We start from the raw sequence: 20028 nt of genomic DNA, 5'->3' as shown, positions 1-20028 counted from the left end.
GCTAGACGGCTTCTCGCGGCCGGGTTGAATTACCCATCCGGCTCACCCAATATCCCTGAAAAGCCCCGCGGAAACCGTGCCGGGCATGAATTGCGAGCGTGACGCTGGGTCGAATGACATTCACCATCAATGGCGAGCCCTATGAGGTGCCCGAGGCGGAAGCCGCCGGGCTCACCGTCCGCGGGCTTCTCGACCGGCTGGGCTTCGCGCCTGACAAGATCGCGGTCGAGCTCAATCTGGAGATCGTGCCGCGCTCGGCCTATGCCGAGATCGCGTTGAAGCCGGGCGACCGGCTGGAAATCGTCCGCTTCGTGGGCGGCGGCTAAGAGGAGTAGCAAGGTGGCTGACAGTGCTGAGGCAGTAACGGACGCATCGGCTGAGGATGTTCTGGAGGTGGCGGGCCGCCGCATGACGTCGCGCCTGATCGTCGGCACCGGCAAATACAAGGACCTGGCCGAAAACGCCGCCGCGGTGGAAGCCGCCGGCGCGGAAATGGTGACGGTCGCCGTGCGCCGCGTGAATGTGACGAACCCCGACGAGCCGATGCTGGTCGACTATATCGACCCGAAGAAAGTAACCTATCTGCCGAATACGGCGGGGTGCTTCACCGCCGAAGACGCGATCCGCACGCTGCGCCTCGCGCGCGAGGCGGGCGGCTGGGATCTGGTGAAGCTCGAAGTGCTGGGCGACCAGAAGACGCTCTATCCCGACATGGTGGAGACGCTGCGCGCCGCCGAGAAGCTGCTCGATGACGGCTTCAAGGTGATGGTCTATTGCTCCGACGATCCGATCATGGCGAAGAAGCTGGAAGAGATGGGCTGCAGTGCCATCATGCCGCTCGCCGCGCCCATCGGCTCCGGTCTCGGCATCCAGAACCCGGTCAATATCCGCATCATCATCGAGAACGCCAATGTGCCGGTGATCGTGGACGCAGGCGTGGGCACCGCATCGGACGCCGCGATCGCGATGGAACTGGGCTGCGACGGCGTGCTGATGAACACCGCGATTGCCGAAGCCAAAGACCCGATCCGCATGGCCCGCGCGATGAAATATGCCGTCAAAGCCGGACGCGACGCCTATCTGGCAGGCCGCATGCCCAAGCGCAAATACGCCGACCCGAGCTCGCCGCTGGCGGGGCTGATCTGAGGTCTGCCTACGCTGGTGTTCAGTTCAATTGGAATCTAGAGATAATCATACTCATCTGGACGCATTGCGTTTGTCCAAGATGAAGTGTCCACACCTACGACTATTTCTGCAAAGCCTAAATCCCATGGGTCTTCTAAAGGGACTGCGATACTGCAAGTAAATGGAAAGGTCTGATCAATCTCTGCTCCGTCCCCTCGTCGAATATCTGAATTTGAGCCCCACTGTAATGTTGTTTCGACGGAACCAAATACATTGTAGATAATTTCATCCGATGTTATTGAATAAATCTCCGTTTTTTCCGCGTAAACATCCTCAATGCTGTGATGGGAAGAAAGTTCATCAATTTCTAATATTGTTTCACTTAGCAGTGCATCCACTGCAGCTTCATCGAGGGCGGCTAAAATAGGATCTAATACCGCTTTGCGGCAGTCATGAATTGCGCCGAAGAAAGCCGCGATTTTGTTCAGAAGCGTTGCTGCAATTTGATCCTGCTCATTTGTATCTATGACAGCCGTATTTTCACGAGCATGAACGTGCTTGCTGAGTTCATTGAGCGCTCGTAGCAGTTCTTGGTGTAGCTTTGCCGTATCGAGGCCCAGTTCCTCCTCCAAAAAGACATCAGAAAGCCCTCCCTGGATAGCAAAAATGGCTTTTTGCCGCCGCGTTGGCTGGGACGTTCCATCTGGGTTTGGTCGTTCATCCTTGTACCAAACGCATCGTACGACTTCCTCTGTTGGAGCGAGCTTTGAAAGTGAATGTTCGAGCAAGATACGAACTGCGGTGGCAAAGAAGTTTAGCCGTAGTGGATTTTCGACCGAAAGAAGTGCTATTTTTGCACCATCTAAAACTTGGCGGGAAAAGTTGTCGCTAACGTTTTCTTTAAGATCATCAATTTGCTGTAGAAGTTGAGAAGTGTCGGTCATCGAGCATCTATCCCTCAAACCGCCCCGTTCGGGCTCACCAGCACCTTGCCATTTCGTCCGCCCGTCTGTGCGCGGATGAGGGCGTCGCGGATTTCTTCGATGGGATAGACGCTGTCCACCGGTGCGTGGATGAGGCCTTTTTCCATTTTCGCGGCAAGGTCGGCATAGATGGCGCGGATGTCGTCCGTGCTCCGCCTTTCCAGAAAACGCCCCAGCATGAAGCCCGTGAACGTGACGCCGCGATAGATGAGGTCACCGACCGGCAGCTCCGGCCCGGCGCCCGACATGGCGCCATAGGTGCAGACGGTCGCCTCGTCATGGACGCAGGCCGCCATGCGCGCCGTCGCAGCTCCCGAAACCGCGTCGATGGCGAGCGGAATATCCGCGCCGCCCGTGGCTTCTTTCACCCGCTCCGGCAAATCATCCCCGTCGGTGAGGCAGACATCGGCGCCGAGCGCGGTCAGCTCGTCGAACACATCCTCGCGCCGCGTCACATTCACCGTTCGGATACCGCGTTCCCGGGCAAAGGTGATGACGAGCCGTCCTACCGCCGAATTGGCGACATTCTGCACCACCCAGTCGCCGGGCTTGAGGTCCACGATGTCGCTCAGCAGTAAAAGCGCCGTGGGCGGATTGATCCGCAGCATCGCGGCCTGTTTGAGGTCGAGACTGGACGGAATGGGGATTGCGTCTTCCGCCGCCACGCGGCGCTTCTGCGCCCAGTTCTCACGCTTGAGATTGATGACGAGATCGCCCGGCGTCACATGGGTCACGCCGTCGCCAATGGCGGTGATGCGGCCCACGCATTCCGCACCCGGTGTGGCGGGCAGGGGCGGGCGCAAGCGATAGCTGCCCCGGCAAAAGCCGATATCGGCGGGATTGATGGGGAAGGCCAGCACGTCGAACACGACTTCGCCCGGCGCGGGCGCGCCGACATCGGGCACCTCCACGCATCGGGCGACGATCTCCGGGACGTCGTAAGCGGTAAGATCGATCCGTTTCACCTTCGCCCCCTTGAATGCCGGCTAGCAGGATGTCGTCTGGCCGCACTCGTCGCGCGCCTTCGCGACATATTCACCGATCTCGTCGGGGTGCAGGAGGCCCTTATAGGCATCCTTGCCGATGACGAAGCTCGGCGTACCCTCGAAGCCCAGCGCCCGGGCAAGCGAGTCATTGCGCGTGAGCGCCTTTTCGATGGCGGGGTCTTCCATGTCCTTCTGGAGTTTCGTCACATCCAGACCGACCTTGGCCGCCGTGTCGAAAACGCGCTCATCGGTGAGCCCGCCCTTGAGGCCGAACAGCGCATTGTGGAATTCCAGATATTTGCCCTGCTGGCGGGCCGCCATGGCCGCCTTGGCGGCGAACCGGGAGGCGGGGCCCAGCACCGGCCATTCCTTGAGCACGAAGCGGACATTGCCGTCCTGCTTCACCGCCTCGCGCAGCGGCTCGAAATTCGCCCGGCAATAGCCGCATTGATAGTCGAAGAACTCCACGATCGACACATTGCCCTTCGGATTGCCCGCCACATAGGTCGAGGGATCGTGGAAGAGGACTTCCGAGTTCTTCTCGATCACCGAGCGCGCCTGGGCCTGCGCGGCGGCGGCTTCCTTCTTGTCGAGCGCCTGCATCGCCTCGATCAGCACTTCCGGGTGCGTGACAAGGTAGTTGTGAACGGTCTCCTCGATGGCCCTTGTCTGTTCATCGGTGAAGGTCTTGTCGGCAGCAAAGGCCGATGTGACGGCGAGCGCGAGGCCCACGCCGGCAAGAACGGGGAGGCGGAGAAGCGAACGAACTGAACGCATGAACTTGTGTCCTCGATAGGCGGAAATGGAATGGGATCAGCCGCGGGGCGTGACCTGCTGGGAAGCGATGTCTTCCGCTTTCAGCCAGTCGGGCGTGCCGGTTTTCAGATGCCTCTGGGCGCGGCGGGCATGGCGCGTGGCCTCGCGTGCATTGCCCAGCGTGTCGTAATACTGAGCGGTCGCAAGCTCGGCGAGGCCGATCTTGTTGAGTTTTCCATAGGCCTGCGAGAGCTGGTAATAGGCGTAAGGGTAGTTGCTGACATTGCGCGTCGACTCTTGCAGATAGGGCAAAGCTTCTTTCGCCGCCTGCACCGTATCGCGCGCGAGAATGGACTGACCCAGCGCCATCTGAAGCTGCGCCTCATGCGGATCGAGTTCCAGCGCCTTGCGATAGGCGACGATGGAGGGTTCGATATTGCCGCTTTCGAAGAGGATCTGTCCCTTCAATTCATAGAGATAGGGATTCTTGGGCTCGTTCTTGAAAACCGGCGCGAGTTCTTTCAGCGCCTCGTTCGTTTTGCCGAGCTGGTGATAGGCGACGGCGCGGGCGTAATGGGCATAGTCGCTCTGGTCGGACGGCGGATATGTGTTGAAAGTCACGGAAGGCCGCTCGAGGAAGCCGGTGAGCTTGGCCTGAACCATCTTGAGGTCGTGAATATCCTTCGCGCTGTCCTTCTTGTCGAAATAGGGGGAAGACTCAACGCGGCCGCGCAATGAGGCGAGGCGATCTTCGGAAATGGGGTGAGAGCGCACGAACGGATCCTGGTTCCGCCCCGACAGCACTTCCTGATCGCGGAACTTGGAGAAAAGTTCGAGCATCCCCTCGCCGGACAGATGCGCGCGTTCCAGGAAAGTCGCGCCCGCCTGGTCCGCGCGCGATTCCTGTTCGCGGCTATAGGCGAGGACGCCGCGCTGGGCGATGTGCTGACTGCCCATCAGTACCGCGGCGCCGACATCCGCCTGTCCGGCGGCGATGGCGCCGACGCCCAGCAGCATGCTGGCGATAAGCGGCATTTGCAGATTGCCCAGCGCATCCTGCGTCCGCGCCAGATGCCCGCCCGCCATATGGCCGGCTTCATGCGCGATCACGCCGATCAGTTCGCCGGGCGTGTCGGACTGGGTGATGAGGCCGGTATTGAGGAACAATTGCTGACCGCCCGCGACGAAGGCATTGATCCCCTGATCCTTCACCAGATGGATCTGCACCGCATTCTCGTCGATCCCGGCGGCACGCCAGATGGGAGCGGAGAAGCGTTTCATCAGCGCTTCGGTCTCCGCGTCGCGAATAAGAGAAATGCCACGCTGCTGGGCAAAGGATTGCGAGACCGGCGCGAAACAGAGCGCAGCGCTCAGCACGGCAGCGCCTGTCATGCGCGCGGCTGCGGGAAGTTTCTTCATCAGGCTGAATGCCATTTCTCTTTTCCTGCCCAGGTCAGTACGCCGGATTACGCTTTCGCCATTTGCCCAACGTGACAAATCTTATCATGATGCCGCTCGATGTTCTGGCGACTCCCGTTTCGCTCCCCGGTTCCCTAGAAACCTATGGGGAGGGCTCGGAACCGTCAACGTAACTAGCCTACGAAGCTGAGCGCCGATTCCGGCGCAAATTTCTAAAGATAAACAGGAAGATAGAAAGCGTGGGAATGAGGCCAAACTTTGATCCGAAGAGCGGCGCGCGCATCGCCGTACCGCAGCGCAACAAAGCGCGATCCGTTCCGGCCTGGCGGCGTCCCGCTGCCTTGGGCGCCGCGGTTCTGGTCGGTTTGTCGCTGACGGCCTGTTCCGGCTCCGATTTCGGTCTGGGCGGCTCCGACGCCGATGCGCCGCTGGGCGTCACGGTCGGCAGCAATGGTGTGGTCCGCAAGGCGGAGCGGGAGGCCGGTCGCCGTCCGGAAGTGGACAGTTCCGCCTCTTCCTTCGCAGGCGCCGCCGTCGCCGACGAGCCCCGCGCCGCGCTCGCCGCGCGCGAGGTTCTCGAAAAAGGCGGCAACGCCGCCGATGCCGCCACGGCCCTTTATTTCGCATTGTCCGTCACCTATCCGGCATCCGCCGGTCTCGGCGGTGGCGGCGTCTGCCTCGTCCGCGACGCCGAGAGCAAGAAGGTGGAAACCGTGTCCTTCCTCACGCGCCGGCCGCGCGAAGGTGGCGCGGTCGCGGTGCCGGGCAATGTGCGCGGTTTCGGCCTGCTTCAGGCCCGTTTCGGTAGCCTGGACTGGAGCGCGGTGGTTGCGCCCGCCGAGCGCCTCGCAGCCACTGGCGTCCCTGTTTCCCGCGCCTTTGCCAAACAGCTCGCCGCCAATGCGCAGACCATCTCCGGATCCGACGGGTTGCGGCACGGTTTCATGAAGCCCGGCGGCGGCGTTTATCGCGAACTCGACAGTTTCGACCGGGTCGATCTTGCCTCCACGCTGGCGCTGATCCGCAGCCGGGGCGTGAGCGGCTTTTACGCGGGCCAGGTGGCGGCCGATCTCGTCGCCGCGTCGAAGGCGGGCGGCGGCAAGCTCTCCCTGGACGATTTGCGCGACTATCGTGCCGGGACGATGCCGGCGCAAAGCGTGTCCGAGGGCAGCACGACGGCCTATCTGGCCGGGCGCAGCCTGGGCGCGGGCAAATTCGCCGAGGCGATCTGGAAGGCAACGCAGGGCGCATCGCCGTCCTCGCTGCTCGACACGGCGAATGCCACGGCACGGCGCCTCGGCGTCCCGGCGGATATCGATCGTGATTTCGGCTCGACCGCTTTCGCGACGGTGGACGGCAAGGGCGGCGCGGTCGCCTGCGGCGTGACCATGAACGGCGCCTTCGGGTCGGCGCTCACGGGGCGCAGCTCCGGCGTGACGCTCGCGGCCTCGCCCGCGCTCGATCCGCAAGGTCTCGCATCGGCCTTCCTGATGCCGCTCATCGTGACGAGCGCCAACGGCGAGCGGGTCTATCTCTCGGGTGCCGGAGCCGGTGCGCCGCGTGGCGCGGCCTCCATCGCCTACGCCGCGCAACAGGCCAGCACGGCGACGGACAGCGTGGTTCAGGCACTGGACGCAACGCCCGCCACCCGGACGTCCCCGGCCAGCGCCGTTTTCTGCCCCTCCGGCGTGACGGATGGCGGCTGTTCGCTTGCCGTCAATCCGAAAGGCGACGGTGTGGGCGTCAGCGCCGTGGGCGTCGGCGGCTGACAGGCGTTCGCAGACCAAAAGAAAAGGCCCGGCGGAAACGCCGGGCCTTTGTCGTTTGTGACGGAACGATCCGTGCAATTGCCTATCGGCGCTGCCACCAGCCGCGACGGGCAGGGCGGTCCGGCTCGTCGGTATCGCCGCTCTCGTCGCCCGTACCGGCATCTGCCGTAACGGGTTCCTTTTCGGGTTCCTGCTCCTCTTCGGAAGACGCCGCCTTTTCCGCCGCCTTTTCCTCTTCCATGTCGGAATGCTCTTCGACGGTTTCTTCGCCCTCCATGAAGACATCAACCGGGACTTCGTCCTCGGTCTCGATCTCGTCCTGGAAATCTTCCGGCGTCAGATCGTTTTCGTCTTCGTCGGTTTCCTTCTCGGAGGTGTGAACCTCGTCGCGCGAATAGGACAGAAGGATTTCTTCTTCCTCGCCGTCATTGTCATTGTCGACGTCATTATCGGCGCTGTCTTCATCGCCGTTATCGTCATCGGCATCCTTGTCGTCGCTGGCGACGGCATCGCCGGAAGACTCGCCTTCCTGCTGCTCCGTATCGCCCTGTTCCTCGCTGCGACGGCGATTGCGGCGTCCGCCGCGGCGGCCGCGACGACGGCGCTTGCGCGGCTGATCGTCATCCTCGCCATTGCCTTCCTCGTCGCTGCTCTCAGCGTCGCTATCGGCATCGGCCTTCTGGTCGTCGCTCTCCTCATCGCCAGAAGGCGCGGACGCCTCCTCGGCGGGAGACGCGGAGGCATCGTCGCGCGGCTTCCGACGCCGACGGCGGCGGCGGCCGTTCCGGCGTCCGCTGTCTTCTTCATCCTCGCGGGCGGCCTGTTCGTCTTCATCGTCCGCGGACTGGTCTTCTTCCGCTTCCGCTGTTGCGTCCTCGCCGGGCTCGTCGGCATAGGTGCTCTCGATGTTGATCGCCCCCATGGCCGGGCGCGTGCGCGTCCGCTTGCGGGGCTCGGCGACCTGCACGTCATGCTCGGAACCGGAAAGGGTCGCGTCGCCTTCGACATAGATGGAGACGTTGTAGCGGTCTTCGATGTCGAGCAGCGTCGCACGCTTCTGGTTGAGGATATAGATCGCGGCTTCCGTCGGTACGCGCACGGTGAAGGCTTCCGCCTTGGCCTTGATCGCCTCGGCTTCCACGGCACGCAGCACATGCAGCGCCATGGATTCCACGGAGCGGATAAGTCCCGTGCCCTTACAATGCGGGCAGGTGACGGTGGAACTTTCCAGCACGCCGGAGCGCATGCGCTGGCGCGACATTTCCATCAGGCCGAAATGGCTGATCCGGCCGACCTGGATGCGCGCACGGTCATGCTTCAGGCATTCCTTCAGCTTGCGTTCCACGGCGCGGTTGTTGCGGTTCTCATCCATGTCGATGAAGTCGATCACGATGAGACCGGCAAGGTCGCGCAAACGCATCTGGCGCGAAATTTCTTCCGCCGCTTCCAGATTGGTCCTGAGCGCGGTCTGCTCGATATTCCGTTCCTTGGTGGAGCGGCCCGAGTTCACGTCGATGGAGACGAGCGCTTCCGTCGGGTTGATGACCACATACCCGCCGGACTTCAGCGTCACCACCGGGTCCAGCATGGAATCGAGCTGCTGGTCCACCTGGAAACGCTGGAAGAGCGGCTGGCGATCCTTGTAGGGCTGTACGTTCTTCGCATGGCTCGGCATGAGCATGCGCATGAAGTTCTTGGCTTCCTTGTAGCCCTCGTCACCCTCGATCTGGATGGTGTCGATATCCTTGTCGTAAAGGTCGCGGATCGACCGTTTGATGAGGCTGCCTTCCTCATAGACAAGGGTGGGGGCGCTGGAGCGCAGGGTGAGTTCGCGGACGCTTTCCCACATGCGCAGCAGATATTCATAGTCGCGCTTGATCTCCGCCTTGGTGCGCTTGGCGCCCGCGGTCCGGATGATAAGGCCCATGCCCTCCGGCACATCCAGCGACTCGGCGATGGATTTGAGCTTCTTGCGGTCCGTGGCTTGCGTGATCTTGCGGGAGATGCCGCCGCCACGCGCGGTGTTGGGCATGAGTACGCAATAACGTCCGGCGAGCGACAGATAGGTCGTCAGCGCCGCGCCCTTATTGCCGCGCTCTTCCTTCACCACCTGCACGAGAATGATCTGGCGGCGCTTGATGACTTCCTGGATCTTGTAGGACCGGTAGTTGAAACGCTTCTTGCGCGGTTCGGCCTCTTCCAGCGCGTCTTCGTCGCCCATGCTCTCGACGGTCTCGTCGGACAGCACGGTTTCCGTGTCGTCATTGCCGTTCGTATCGGCTTCTTCCAGCTCGATGACGGCGTCTTCCTCATCGCCATATTCGGCGGTGTCTTCCTCGACGTAGTCTTCCTCGGAATCCGACAGACCTTCTTCGGAGCCGGTCTCGTCCTCGGCCTCGTTGTCGTCCGCCACCGCTTCCGCGGTTTCCTCCGCCTTCTTCTGCTTTGCGGCTTTGGCGCCGCGTCGCTTGCGCGGGGCTTCGTCCTCGGCATCCTCTTCCGCCGCGGCCTGGCGGGCTTCGTCGGCCTGCTGGCGGATCAGCGCTTCCCGATCGGCGACCGGGATCTGGTAATAGTCGGGATGGATTTCGCTGAAAGCGAGGAAACCGTGGCGGTTACCGCCATATTCGACAAAGGCCGCCTGGAGCGAGGGCTCCACACGCGTCACCTTGGCCAGATAAATGTTTCCTCTGAGTTGCTTCCTGCTTTCGGATTCAAAGTCGAATTCATCGACACGATTGCCGGCTACGACCACGACCCGGGTTTCTTCCGGGTGGGCCGCATCGATAAGCATCTTCTTTCCCATATGGAAATTCTCCACAGCGCCTTCGAAGGCCGGCTTCCGATAGCGAATTGGCTATGGGGAAACGCGGCGCGAGGGCGCCTGATGTTTGGGCATGCGTCCGCCCGGCGCCTGTCTGGCGCGGTGACGGAGCTGCAAGCTGGGTGTGATTTACTCGGTAAAAATCGCGGTGGCGGGCGAGTGCGCGGCGCGCCTGCGTGCCGGAAACCGGCGCGACAGGGCGGCAGCCCCATGTCTCTGGGGCGCTTCTGCCGAACTCGTCGATTCGCTCCGTAACCGCGTTTAGCATCTCTTCCTTTGCACCCATTTCGCGCCTTGCGGCGGCGCGCCGGGGTGCCGGCGCTTTTCCGTCCTGGCCGAAATCCGGGTGCGCTCGAAGCTGCCGTCTGGCAGATCTTTGCGGCGGTGGGGGCCGGTGTGGCCCCATGCGCTTTGAAAGCGCCCTGCCGCCATATTCAAGCGGTCGCGCCCGGATGGGCGATGACGGATGCGGGCGAGGCTGAAACGAAGCAACCCAAGCGGTGCAAAACGGCATGCGTTGAAGCGATGCGGGATTGGGCCATACTTGGCTGCGCGAAACTGTCTGCCCGAATTCCTCGGGGAAGCCGACCGAATCTGCGACTGCGGATCCATCTCGGCCAATATGCTGTTTTTACCGTTTGCCGGTCCGATTTGGCAAGCACGCCTTTTCAGGGGGCGCCAATAGTCGAGCTGGCGTCGGGTAGGGGCTATTAACCACCTTGTTCATTGAAATTCCTTTAATTTTGGACGTGTTAACCGATTTTGAAGTATCCTTGCTTTAATCTTTTCGACGAGGGTGCTTCGCACATTGCGAAAAACCCCTATTGAGGCCTGTGCCGTCTTTCGATGCGGCGTGCCGCCCGGCTTCCGTCCGGGACGAGATGCACCCCCTGGAAGACGAGGAATCCGGCATAACCCGGATGGGATCGGGATTGCGCCTGTGACAGAAGCGATCATGAGTTCGAGCCTGCCGAACCGGCCTGACGGGGCGGAAGGGCGCAAATTGCGCGCCGCCCTGCGCTTTATCCTGTCTGCGATCCTGTTCATTACCCTCCAGATTTTCACGTCCGTTCCGGCTTCCGCCGAGAAACCGGTGCCGTTGGCCGCGCCCGATGCGCAGGCCGCCGCGCCGCAAATGGACAGCGACGAATTGAGAGATCTCGTGCTGGGGGCGCTGAAAGAGGCCGAGGCGGAGCCGGGCGATATGCCGGCCCGGGACGCGGCCCTTCCCGGGTCCCAGGCGTCGCCCGCCGCGCAACCGGTCTCGACGCCCGAGAAATCCTCCGGCCCGGTCGGCGCAATAACCAACGCAAGGCTTGGCGATCACGGCAGGGAGACCCGCTTCGTCCTCGAACTGAGCGGCACCGCCCCGGTCGCCTATGAGGTCTCGACCGTTTCCAATCCCTATCGTCTTGTCATCGACCTTCAGCATGTGGATTTCAGGCTGCCCGAGGGCACCGGCAAACAGGCGGTCGGGGTCGTGGCCGGTTTCCGCTATGGCCGCTTCGGTGCCGACAGCTCGCGCATCGTGCTCGACCTGACGGGCCCCGCGGTCGTGGACCGCAAATTCGAGCTTGAACCCCAGGCCGGGTTCGGACGCCGTATCGTGCTGGATATCGCCTCCACCGATATGGCCACCTTCGTCGCGCAGAACAAACCCGCCGAGGATAAGGCGGCAGCCGACTTGCCCGACACGATGGTCCCGATCGAGCGGCCCGTCGCAGGCGTGATCGGCCGCCGCGTCGTCGTCATCGACCCCGGTCATGGCGGTGTCGACCCCGGCACGATCGGCCGTTCCGGCGTGAAGGAAAAGGATGTGGTGCTGGCCTTCGCGAAAGAGTTCGCGCGGCAGCTTCGGGCGACGGGCCGCTATGACGTGCGCATGACCCGCAGCACCGACCGCTTCATCAAATTGCGCCAGCGCGTCGCGATTGCACGGAAATACAAAGCCGACCTCTTTGTATCGATCCACGCCAATTCCATCAGCAAGCCCAGCGTGCGCGGCCTGTCGGTCTATACCCTGTCCGAAACAGCTTCGGACAAGGAGGCCGCCGCGCTTGCCCGCAAGGAAAATGCCTCCGACATCATCGCCGGTGTCGATCTTGGCGGAGAGTCCCCGGAAGTGACGGGCATCCTGATCGACCTTGCGCAGCGCGAGACCAAGAATTTCTCGTCCCGCTTTGCCCGTTCGCTGGTCGATTATGCGAGCGCACAGACCCATATGCTCCAGAAGAGCCATCGCTTCGCGGGCTTCGCCGTGCTGAAAGCGCCCGATGTGCCTTCCGTGCTGGTCGAACTGGGCTTCCTGACGAATTCCGGCGATGAACGCGAATTAACGTCATCGTCATGGCGCAAGAAAGTATCGCGGAGTTTTGTGAAGGCCGTGGACCGTTATTTCGGTGAAAGACTGGCAGAAGCGCCCGAATAAGACCGGCGCGTTCACCATGGCGGCATTCAGTGCTGCCATGCAGGTGCCATATTTGCTATCTAGCAGAGCATGAGGGCAGGGCGTCTCGCCGAATGGAGACCATCTGCCGGCGGGCTGACGAACAAGGGTGGGGCGTGGAGCCCGATGGTTAGAATTCTGGCGTTTATATCGGCGTTTTTCCTGACGCTCATGTTCGTGGGGCTGCTGGCGGGCGGTTACGTCGTCTGGCGGCTGAACCAGGACCTGCCCGATTACACCAAGCTTGCGAATTACGAGCCGCCCGTGGTCACGCGCGTTCACGCCGCGGATGGCCGCCTGATCGGAGAATATGCCGAGCAGCGCCGTCTTTATGTGCCCATCGATGTTATCCCGCGCCGCGTGATCCACGCCTTTCTCAGCGCCGAGGACAAGAACTTCTATTCGCATGGCGGGATCGACGCCAAGGGCATCGTGCGCGCCGTGTTCGACAACATCCTGAATGTCTTCAGGGGGCGGCGTCTGGTCGGCGCCTCTACCATCACGCAGCAGGTCACGAAGAACTTCCTGCTGACGAATGAAGTGAGCTTCGACCGCAAGATCAAGGAAGCGCTTCTGGCCATCAAGCTGGAGCATGCCTACACCAAGGACCAGATCCTCGAGCTCTATCTGAACGAGATCTATCTGGGCGCGGGCAGCTACGGCGTGGCCGCGGCGGCGCTGAACTATTTCGACAAGTCGCTCGACGACCTCACCGTCGCCGAAGCCGCTTATCTGGCGACGCTGCCCAAGGGCCCCGCCAATTACCATCCCTATCGTCATCATGATCGCGCCGTCGCCCGCCGCAACTGGGTGATCGGCCGCATGGAGGAAGACGGTTACATCACGCCGGAAGTGGCAAAGGAAGCGCAGGCCACCGACCTCGTCGTCGATATGCGCGACGCCGGCGTGCAGATCGCCGACGCCAGCTATTTCGTGGAGCAGGTCCGCCGCGAGCTGGTGGACCGCTATGGCAATGACAAGCTGCTCAAGGGCGGCCTGTCCGTCCGCACAACCATCGACACCGGTCTACAGCAGATCGTCACCGAGGAATTGCGCAAGGGGCTCGAGGCCTATGACCGGCGTCACGGCTGGCGCGGGCCGCTGAAAAAGCTGGAGGCGGGGGCGGTCTGGCGCGACGAGCTGACCGGCATCGATCTTCCCGACGATCTCAAGCCCTGGACGCTTGCGGTGGTGCTCGGCGTGGAAGCCGACAAGGCACAGATCGGAATCCGCCCGAAGAGGCTGCCCAGCGGCAAGTTCGCCGACGAAACGCCGAAAGGCACGATCCCGCTCAGCGAAATGAAATGGGCCCGCAAGACGATCAACAAGGTCTATCTCGGCCCCGAGGTGAAGAAGGCCGGCGATGTGCTGGAAGTGGGCGATGTCGTCTATGTCGAACCGGTGGACAAGAATGGCAAATCCATCGACGGCGACGCCAAGCCCGACCATTATGCGCTGAGGCAGGTGCCGGCGGTGAACGGCGCCGCCATCGCCATGGACCCGCATACGGGCCGCGTCCTCGCCATGCAGGGCGGATTCAGCTACGGCCTGTCTGAGTTCAACCGCGCGGTGCAGGCCATGCGCCAGCCGGGGTCTTCCTTCAAGCCCTTCGTCTATGCCGCTGCGCTCGACAGCGGGTTCACGCCCGCGAGCCTGGTTCTCGACGCGCCCTTCGTACTCGATCCCGGGCCGGGGCAGGAACTCTGGAAGCCGCAGAACTACGAACATAATTTCCACGGACCTTCGACCCTGCGCTACGGCCTCGTTCATTCGCGCAACGTGATGACCGTCCGCCTCGCTCAATATGTGGGGATGGATAAGGTCGCCGCCTATGCGGAGAAGTTCGGCGTCATGAAAAACATGATGCCGGTCCTCTCCATGTCGCTGGGCGCGGGCGACACGACGCTGCTTCACATGACGTCGGCCTATGCCATTCTCGACAATGGCGGCAAGAAGGTCGTGCCGACGCTGATCGACCGTGTGCAGGATCGCCGCGGCCGCACCATCTACAAGCATGACAAGCGCGCTTGCCCCGATTGCGACGAGCCTTGGGAGCCGGGCCTGCAGCCGCCCGAACTGCCCGACGACCGTCCCCAGGTCGAAAACCCGCAAACGGCCTATCAGATCACCTCGCTGCTGGAAGGCGTTATCCAGCATGGCACCGGGTCCGCCGCCCGAAAGGTCAAGAAGCCGCTGGCGGGCAAGACCGGTACCACGAGCGAGGAACGCGACGCCTGGTTCATGGGCTATTCGCCCAATCTGGTGGTTGGCGTCTATGTCGGTTTCGACGACCCCATTCCCATGGGCCGTGCGGAAACCGGCGGGCGCGTGGCCGCGCCGATCTTTGCAGACATCATGCAGCGCGCGCTGGCCAACAAGCCGGCCATCCCCTTCCGCATTCCGCCCGGCATCAACTTCGTGAAGATCGATGGCGATACCGGCAAGCTCGCCGGTCCCGGCACGAAGCATGTCGTGCTGGAAGCCTTCAAGACCGGCACCGCGCCGACCGCCGGTAACGACAATGACGGGCAGCCGGATGTCGTCGGCGGGCTGGGACAGCGCAAGGACGATACCGGACCTGATGCCTCGTCCGGCAGCTCCTATGGAGACGGTTCCGTCGGCGCGGGGACGGGCGGTCTTTATTAGGCGCTTCCCACGCCTTTACAGCATCCGCCCCAACGCCTATTTTCCGGCCCTCTTCAACGGAGACGAGAATCCATGCGCGCCGAAACCCAGGTCACGATTGACGAACTCAAGCAGTCGCTCGAACTGCTGAGGAGGCATCTTTGACTGGGATAACGCCCTCAAACGGTTCGACGAGCTGACGGCGAAGGCCGAAGATCCCGATCTCTGGAACGACCCGGACAGTGCGCAGGAGCTGATGCGCGAGCGCACCCGGCTGGAAGAATCGATCAAGCGCTACCGCTCGCTCGAAGCCGCCCTTACCGACAATGTGGAACTGATCGAACTCGGCGAGGCCGAAGACGACGACAGCATCGTGGGCGAGGCCGAGCAGGCTTTGAAGACGGCGCTGGCCGACGCTCAGGCCGCCCAGATCGAGACCATGCTGTCGGGCGAGGCCGATTCCAACGATGCCTTTCTCGAAGTCCATGCGGGCGCGGGCGGCACGGAAAGCCAGGACTGGGCTTCCATGCTTCTGCGCATGTATACGCGCTGGGCGGAGAGCAAGGGCTACAAGGTCGAGCTGATGGAGCGCCATGATGGCGAAGAGGCGGGCATCAAATCCGCCACGCTCCAGATCAAGGGCCACAATGCCTATGGCTGGCTGAAGACCGAAAGCGGTGTTCACCGGCTGGTGCGCATTTCACCCTATGACAGCGCCGCGCGCCGCCATACGAGCTTTTCCAGCGTCTGGGTCTATCCGGTCATCGACGATAAGATCGATATCGAGGTGAGCGAGAGCGATGTGCGCATCGACACCTACCGGGCCAGCGGCGCGGGCGGTCAGCACATCAATACGACCGATAGCGCCGTGCGCATCACGCATATCCCGACCGGCATCGTCGTCGCCTGCCAGAACGAGCGCTCGCAGCACAAGAACCGCGCAACCGCCTGGGACATGCTCCGCGCCCGGCTCTACGAGGCCGAGCTGCAAAAGCGCGAGGATGCGGCCCAGTCCGAGGCCGACAGCAAGACCGATATCGGCTGGGGTCACCAGATCCGCTCTTATGTGTTGCAGCCCTATCAGATGGTGAAGGATCTGCGTACGGGCGTTGAAAGCGGCAACCCGCAGGCCGTTCTGGATGGCGATCTCGACGAGTTCATGGCCGCATCGCTTGCCGCCCGCATCGAGGGCCAGAACGAGGCCGTTGAGGATATTGCCTGATAGGGCATTGCCGGACGCAAACGAGAAAGGCCTCGCCGGGATAACCGGCGAGGCCTTTTCGATTCAGTCTTCCTGTCTACGGCCCTTGCAGGGGGGCGGGGCGCGGTAGACCGGAGCGTATCGTTTACTGCGCCGCGGGGCGCTTCACGACAACACCGCCATCCTTGACCACGACCGGGCTTTCGCCGGGTTTTTCGGCGGACGAGGAAGCCGCCGCCGGGCGCGATCCGGTATCGTTGCTGGACATGTGGCTGGCCTCGGCCGGGCGCGGCGCGGGGCGCGGCGTCGACGACGCATCGGGCTGGCTGATCGGGTCGTCGGAATGACGGCAGGCGCCTTCGAAGAACGCGCCGGTTTCAACCGCCAGCGCTTCGTGAAGGATGTCGCCTTCCACATGGCTGGTGGAGGCGAGCTGTACACGGCGACCGCGAATGGTGCCATGCACCCGGCCCCGGACGACGATGTCCTCGGCCACGATCTCGCCCGTGATGGACGCCTTCTCGCCGATGGTCAGCGACTGGCTGCGAATATCGCCCTCGATCGTACCGTCGACCTGGATGTCGCCGGTCGCCGTCAGATTGCCATGCACGACGAGGTCGCTGGAAATGATGGACGGTGCGGTTCGCACGCCCGACGACGGACGACGGGACGAAGAGGGCGCAGGTGTCGGCGCCATGCTCGGTGTTGCGCTGCCGTTGCTGGCGGCGGCGTCTTTATCCTTGCTTCGAGAAAACATATTGCCCTGCCTCAATGAACTTTAACGGGTCCCGGACAATGCCGTCATACTTCACCTCATAGTGAAGATGAGGACCGGTACTTCTGCCGGTTGACCCAACCCTGCCTATGACCTGTCGGAATGCAACTTTCTGGCCAGCTTTGACGTCGATGCGGCTCAGATGGCCGTACCGCGTGCTGAAGCCGTTCCCCATGCTGATTTCGACAAAACGACCATAGCCGCTCTTCCAGCCGGCAAATGTGACAACGCCTTCGCCCGGTGCATAGACCGGCGCCCCGTAGGCCGACGCCATATCGAGGCCCGGGTGGAACCCCATGCGACCGTTGAACGGATCCCGACGGGGCCCGAAATCGCTGGTGATACGATAGTGTGTCAGCGGTGATGCCAGAGGAATTCTGGAAATAGATTCAGTGAGTTTTGCCTCTTCCTTAAGGTTCCGACTAACCCTGAAGAGTTGGCGGTTGAAGGAGGTGTTTCCTTCGCCTTCGCCATCCGCGTTGCCGGTCAGGCTGATGAACGGACCGCCTTGGCCTGTCTCGTCGTCATCGGAAGAATTCCGCCCGACGAAGGTGTCGGGATCGATGACCTTGGTCATGCGCATGATGGATTTGAGTTCGCGAACCCGGCGGTCGGTCTTTTCCTCGACCGTGTTGATGAAGGACTGCTGGGCCTCTGCGAGGGCGTCCAGGCGGGTCTCGATATGGGACGCCGTCTCATTCTGATAACTGCGGAGCAGGCTGGAAAAGTCGATGCCGCTCTCGCTCTGGGCCGGGCCGCCGACCGCCTCCAGCTCCGCCGATTGCTGCGGGCGGGTGGTCGTGTTGAGAACGGTGGTCTTGGTCGACGCCTGGTCGGCGCGCATCAGAAGCGAATTGCCGCGGTCGCTGTCGCTGGGGGGCTTGCTCGTCGCCGCGTAGCGCTGGCGCATCACGTCCAGCTCGTTGGAAGCGGTCTGCCGAGCGGCCATCAGAGCGGCTAGCTGGTTGTGTTTTTCTTCAAGCTGACGGGTCGTTGCAAGGAAACGCTCCTCGGAGATGACAAGCTGACCGTTCAGCTCGTCATAGGCGGATTGGAGCTGCGCCATGCGCTCTTCATACGCACCCTGCATCTTGCGGTAGCGCTGGTCCTTGGATGCGATGATCTGTTCCTTGAACACCACATTGACCGACGCAAAGGCCACCCAGCCAAGGAACACGAAGGCGATGGCCGCGAATGCCGCTTGAGTGAGCGGCGACAGCGACATGAACTGAACCTGTCCATGGCTGCGAATATAGACTTGGCGTTCCGTGTAGTGGTGGCGCCAATACGTAAGGATGCGGCTGAACCAGCCGACATTCTGATGGTGCATGCCCCTCAATGCCCCAAGTCCCCCATGATGCTCGCGGCTATCTCACCCATTTTGAGACAGAATTTCAACATAGCCGCGTTTCGTATTGATGTTAATGGTTAACAGGCGTTCATAGAGCGTTGATTTGTAGCAATTCGTTGAATCTTTCATTTCACGCTTCGTCACGCAGGATTTGGGCCAGCGGTTCGTAGAAGGAGGAGGGCATGCCCGCCTCCAGCCGCGCCGCATCGTTGAAGGGCGGTTTGAGGTCGCCCCGGAAATGTCGCCTGACGGTTTCATGGAAAACCGCCTCCGGCTCCCGGCCTTCCTTTTCGCAGAGATGGCGGAACCATCGCGACCCCGCCGCGACGTGGCTCTTTTCTTCCTCATAAATGACGCGAAGCGCCGCCGCGCTTTCAGTGTCCCGGGCCGCCTCCAGCCGGTCGATCATGCCCGGCGTGACGTCGAGGCCGCGCGCTTCAAGGACCATTGGCACCACGGCCAGCCGGGCCATCAGGTCGTGCCTTGTCTCTTCCGCCGCCTGCCACAGCCCGTCATGCGCCGGCAGGTCTCCATAGCGACCGCCCATAGCGGCCAGCCGGGCCTGAAGCAGGCCGAAATGCCGGGCCTCGTCATCGCCGACACTCACCCAGTCGTCGAAAAAGGCCCGCGGCAAATCCTGCCCGGCAAACCGGGCCGCGATGTCAAAAGCAAGGTCGATGGCGTTCAGCTCGATATGGGCGACCGCGTGCAGGAGGGCGAACCGGCCCCGCTCGCCCTTGAAGCTTCTGCGCGGCATTTCCGCGGGCGGCAGCAATTGAGGAGCGTCGGGCCGACCGGGCCGGAGGGGCGGGGTCGGCGCATCGCCTTGCGCGGGCAGAAGCGCCAGTGTGCCGCTTTTCCAGGCAGCAGCCGCCTCCCGCGCCAGCGCGGCCTTGGCATCAGCGTCCCGGGTCGCGAGGACGGCGCAGGCCGCATGGACCAGTGAAGGGAAGTCGCGGATCGTCATCGGGGTCAGAGCGCCTTGGCCGCCTCGAGAACCTCTTCCGCATGGCCTTTGACCTTCACTTTCGGCCAGACCCGGCGCACCACGCCCTTTTCATCGAGAAGCAGCGTGCTGCGGACGATCCCCATGAATTTGCGGCCATAGAGGCTCTTCTCCTGCCACGCGCCATAGGCGTCGATCATCGTGCCGTCCTCGTCGGAGATGAGACGCACCGTCAGATCGTGCTTGTCGCGGAAATTACAGTGTTTCTGAATGCTGTCCTTGGAGACGCCCAGAACCACGGTCCCGGCCTTGTCGAACTGCTTCTTGAGAGCCGAAAAGGCGATGGCCTCGGTCGTGCAGCCCGGCGTGTTGTCTTTCGGATAGAAATAGATCACGACCTTCTGACCCGCGAGATCCTTGAGCTTGACCGTGCTGCCATCGTCCGCGGGCAGCGAGAAGGCAGGGGCCTTCTTGCCTTCGGGCGGGAAGGGGCTTTCGGCCGCTTTTGCCGCAGCCTTGGAGGGCGCGGTTTTTTTCGCCGCCGGGGCGCCGGATTTGGCTGCGCTGCCCGTTTTTGTCGTAGATACTCCAGACGCCTTCCTGGTGCCCGTGCCGGCCTTTGCCTTCGGTTTCGATGCGCTCTTGCCCGGTGTTGTCGCCATTTCGACCTCTCGTTACCCCGTTGGCCCGCCTCCATCGGAAAGCGGGTTATTAACTCTGATCTTCCGAATGATCCCTAATATGCATTTGCTGCCTCGCGAAGCCAGAGCCCGCATGCATTGCGTCGATCTGGCCCGCAGGCGGATACGGGGATTTCTGTCC

The 20028-nt window shown here is 62.4% G+C and carries 15 protein-coding genes; 6 read left to right on the top strand and 9 right to left on the bottom strand.

The window, feature by feature from the left end:
- Positions 1 to 113 precede the first annotated feature (113 nt).
- Together thiS and ACSSVQ_RS03135 are read left to right on the top strand one after the other, a co-directional pair.
- Positions 114 to 326 (top strand): sulfur carrier protein ThiS, encoded by a 213-nt coding sequence (gene thiS / locus ACSSVQ_RS03140; RefSeq protein WP_454180792.1) that lies wholly within the window; start codon positions 114 to 116, stop codon positions 324 to 326.
- 13 nt (positions 327 to 339) lie between these two features.
- The gene (locus ACSSVQ_RS03135) at positions 340 to 1146 is read left to right on the top strand and encodes a thiazole synthase (protein ID WP_454180791.1); all 807 of its coding nucleotides are present in this window, start codon (positions 340 to 342) and stop codon (positions 1144 to 1146) included.
- Positions 1147 to 1181: 35 nt separating this feature from the next.
- Here the strand turns inward: ACSSVQ_RS03135 and ACSSVQ_RS03130 are convergent, their stop codons facing one another.
- The 4 genes from ACSSVQ_RS03130 to ACSSVQ_RS03115 are packed head-to-tail and all read right to left on the bottom strand — an operon-like array spanning position 1182 to position 5284.
- Positions 1182 to 2069 (bottom strand): pPIWI-associating nuclease domain-containing protein, encoded by an 888-nt coding sequence (locus tag ACSSVQ_RS03130; RefSeq protein ID WP_454180790.1) that lies wholly within the window; start codon positions 2067 to 2069, stop codon positions 1182 to 1184.
- 14 nt (positions 2070 to 2083) lie between these two features.
- Positions 2084 to 3073 carry a zinc-dependent alcohol dehydrogenase family protein gene (locus tag ACSSVQ_RS03125; protein ID WP_454180789.1) on the bottom strand — a complete coding sequence of 330 codons (990 nt, stop codon included), beginning with the start codon at positions 3071 to 3073 and terminating at the stop codon, positions 2084 to 2086.
- A gap of 21 nt (positions 3074 to 3094) precedes the next feature.
- Entirely contained in the window at positions 3095 to 3871 is a 777-nt protein-coding gene (locus ACSSVQ_RS03120) for a DsbA family protein (RefSeq protein ID WP_454180788.1), read from the bottom strand.
- A gap of 36 nt (positions 3872 to 3907) precedes the next feature.
- The gene (locus tag ACSSVQ_RS03115) at positions 3908 to 5284 is read right to left on the bottom strand and encodes a M48 family metalloprotease (protein WP_454180787.1); all 1377 of its coding nucleotides are present in this window, start codon (positions 5282 to 5284) and stop codon (positions 3908 to 3910) included.
- 230 nt (positions 5285 to 5514) lie between these two features.
- On the opposite strand from ACSSVQ_RS03115, the gene ACSSVQ_RS03110 reads away from it, so the two are divergent.
- Positions 5515 to 7038: a gamma-glutamyltransferase gene (locus tag ACSSVQ_RS03110; RefSeq protein WP_454180786.1), complete on the top strand. Its 1524-nt coding sequence runs from the start codon at positions 5515 to 5517 to the stop codon at positions 7036 to 7038.
- A gap of 82 nt (positions 7039 to 7120) precedes the next feature.
- On the opposite strand, the gene ACSSVQ_RS03105 is transcribed toward ACSSVQ_RS03110, so the two are convergent.
- On the bottom strand, positions 7121 to 9844 hold the full coding sequence (locus tag ACSSVQ_RS03105) for an Rne/Rng family ribonuclease (RefSeq protein WP_454180785.1): 2724 nt from the start codon (positions 9842 to 9844) through the stop codon (positions 7121 to 7123).
- Positions 9845 to 10817: 973 nt separating this feature from the next.
- Here ACSSVQ_RS03105 and ACSSVQ_RS03100 point away from each other — a divergent pair.
- From ACSSVQ_RS03100 to prfB, 3 genes are all read left to right on the top strand, one after another.
- Complete coding sequence (locus ACSSVQ_RS03100; RefSeq protein ID WP_454180784.1) at positions 10818 to 12290, top strand: N-acetylmuramoyl-L-alanine amidase; 1473 nt, start codon at positions 10818 to 10820, stop codon at positions 12288 to 12290.
- A gap of 144 nt (positions 12291 to 12434) precedes the next feature.
- Complete coding sequence (locus ACSSVQ_RS03095; protein WP_454180783.1) at positions 12435 to 14954, top strand: penicillin-binding protein 1A; 2520 nt, start codon at positions 12435 to 12437, stop codon at positions 14952 to 14954.
- Positions 14955 to 15026: 72 nt separating this feature from the next.
- A protein-coding gene (gene prfB / locus ACSSVQ_RS03090; RefSeq protein WP_454180782.1) for a peptide chain release factor 2 occupies positions 15027 to 16155 on the top strand; the annotation gives its coding sequence in 2 pieces (ribosomal slippage) (positions 15027 to 15095 and positions 15097 to 16155; 1128 coding nt in all).
- A gap of 124 nt (positions 16156 to 16279) precedes the next feature.
- On the opposite strand, the gene ACSSVQ_RS03085 is transcribed toward prfB, so the two are convergent.
- From ACSSVQ_RS03085 to bcp, 4 genes are all read right to left on the bottom strand, one after another.
- Complete coding sequence (locus tag ACSSVQ_RS03085) at positions 16280 to 16891, bottom strand: bactofilin family protein (RefSeq protein WP_454180781.1); 612 nt, start codon at positions 16889 to 16891, stop codon at positions 16280 to 16282.
- Positions 16869 to 18239 (bottom strand): M23 family metallopeptidase, encoded by a 1371-nt coding sequence (locus tag ACSSVQ_RS03080; RefSeq protein ID WP_454180780.1) that lies wholly within the window; start codon positions 18237 to 18239, stop codon positions 16869 to 16871. The genes ACSSVQ_RS03085 and ACSSVQ_RS03080 overlap by 23 nt, the downstream gene beginning before the upstream one ends.
- A gap of 151 nt (positions 18240 to 18390) precedes the next feature.
- A complete protein-coding gene (locus ACSSVQ_RS03075) occupies positions 18391 to 19227 on the bottom strand; it encodes a ferritin-like domain-containing protein (protein ID WP_454180779.1) in 837 nt (278 codons plus the stop codon).
- Positions 19228 to 19232: 5 nt separating this feature from the next.
- Positions 19233 to 19868 (bottom strand): thioredoxin-dependent thiol peroxidase, encoded by a 636-nt coding sequence (gene bcp / locus ACSSVQ_RS03070; protein WP_454180778.1) that lies wholly within the window; start codon positions 19866 to 19868, stop codon positions 19233 to 19235.
- Positions 19869 to 20028 lie beyond the last annotated feature (160 nt).

Source organism: Parvibaculum sp. MBR-TMA-1.3b-4.2, from assembly GCF_053628815.1.
The sequence above is the reverse complement of the archived record's forward strand: the minus strand, read 5'-3'. Positions and strand labels throughout refer to the sequence as shown.

Bases quoted from the DNA above. Each gene is read 5' to 3' on its own strand.
- bcp (WP_454180778.1), bottom strand. From the start codon at position 19,868: ATGGCGACAACACCGGGCAAGAGCGCATCGAAACCGAAGGCAAAGGCC.
- ACSSVQ_RS03080 (WP_454180780.1), bottom strand. From the start codon at position 18,239: ATGCACCATCAGAATGTCGGCTGGTTCAGCCGCATCCTTACGTATTGG.
- ACSSVQ_RS03105 (WP_454180785.1), bottom strand. From the start codon at position 9,844: ATGGGAAAGAAGATGCTTATCGATGCGGCCCACCCGGAAGAAACCCGG.
- ACSSVQ_RS03100 (WP_454180784.1), top strand. From the start codon at position 10,818: ATGAGTTCGAGCCTGCCGAACCGGCCTGACGGGGCGGAAGGGCGCAAA.
- ACSSVQ_RS03095 (WP_454180783.1), top strand. From the start codon at position 12,435: ATGGTTAGAATTCTGGCGTTTATATCGGCGTTTTTCCTGACGCTCATG.
- ACSSVQ_RS03115 (WP_454180787.1), bottom strand. From the start codon at position 5,284: ATGGCATTCAGCCTGATGAAGAAACTTCCCGCAGCCGCGCGCATGACA.
- ACSSVQ_RS03110 (WP_454180786.1), top strand. From the start codon at position 5,515: ATGAGGCCAAACTTTGATCCGAAGAGCGGCGCGCGCATCGCCGTACCG.
- thiS (WP_454180792.1), top strand. From the start codon at position 114: ATGACATTCACCATCAATGGCGAGCCCTATGAGGTGCCCGAGGCGGAA.
- ACSSVQ_RS03085 (WP_454180781.1), bottom strand. From the start codon at position 16,891: ATGTTTTCTCGAAGCAAGGATAAAGACGCCGCCGCCAGCAACGGCAGC.
- ACSSVQ_RS03075 (WP_454180779.1), bottom strand. From the start codon at position 19,227: ATGACGATCCGCGACTTCCCTTCACTGGTCCATGCGGCCTGCGCCGTC.
- ACSSVQ_RS03120 (WP_454180788.1), bottom strand. From the start codon at position 3,871: ATGCGTTCAGTTCGTTCGCTTCTCCGCCTCCCCGTTCTTGCCGGCGTG.
- ACSSVQ_RS03130 (WP_454180790.1), bottom strand. From the start codon at position 2,069: ATGACCGACACTTCTCAACTTCTACAGCAAATTGATGATCTTAAAGAA.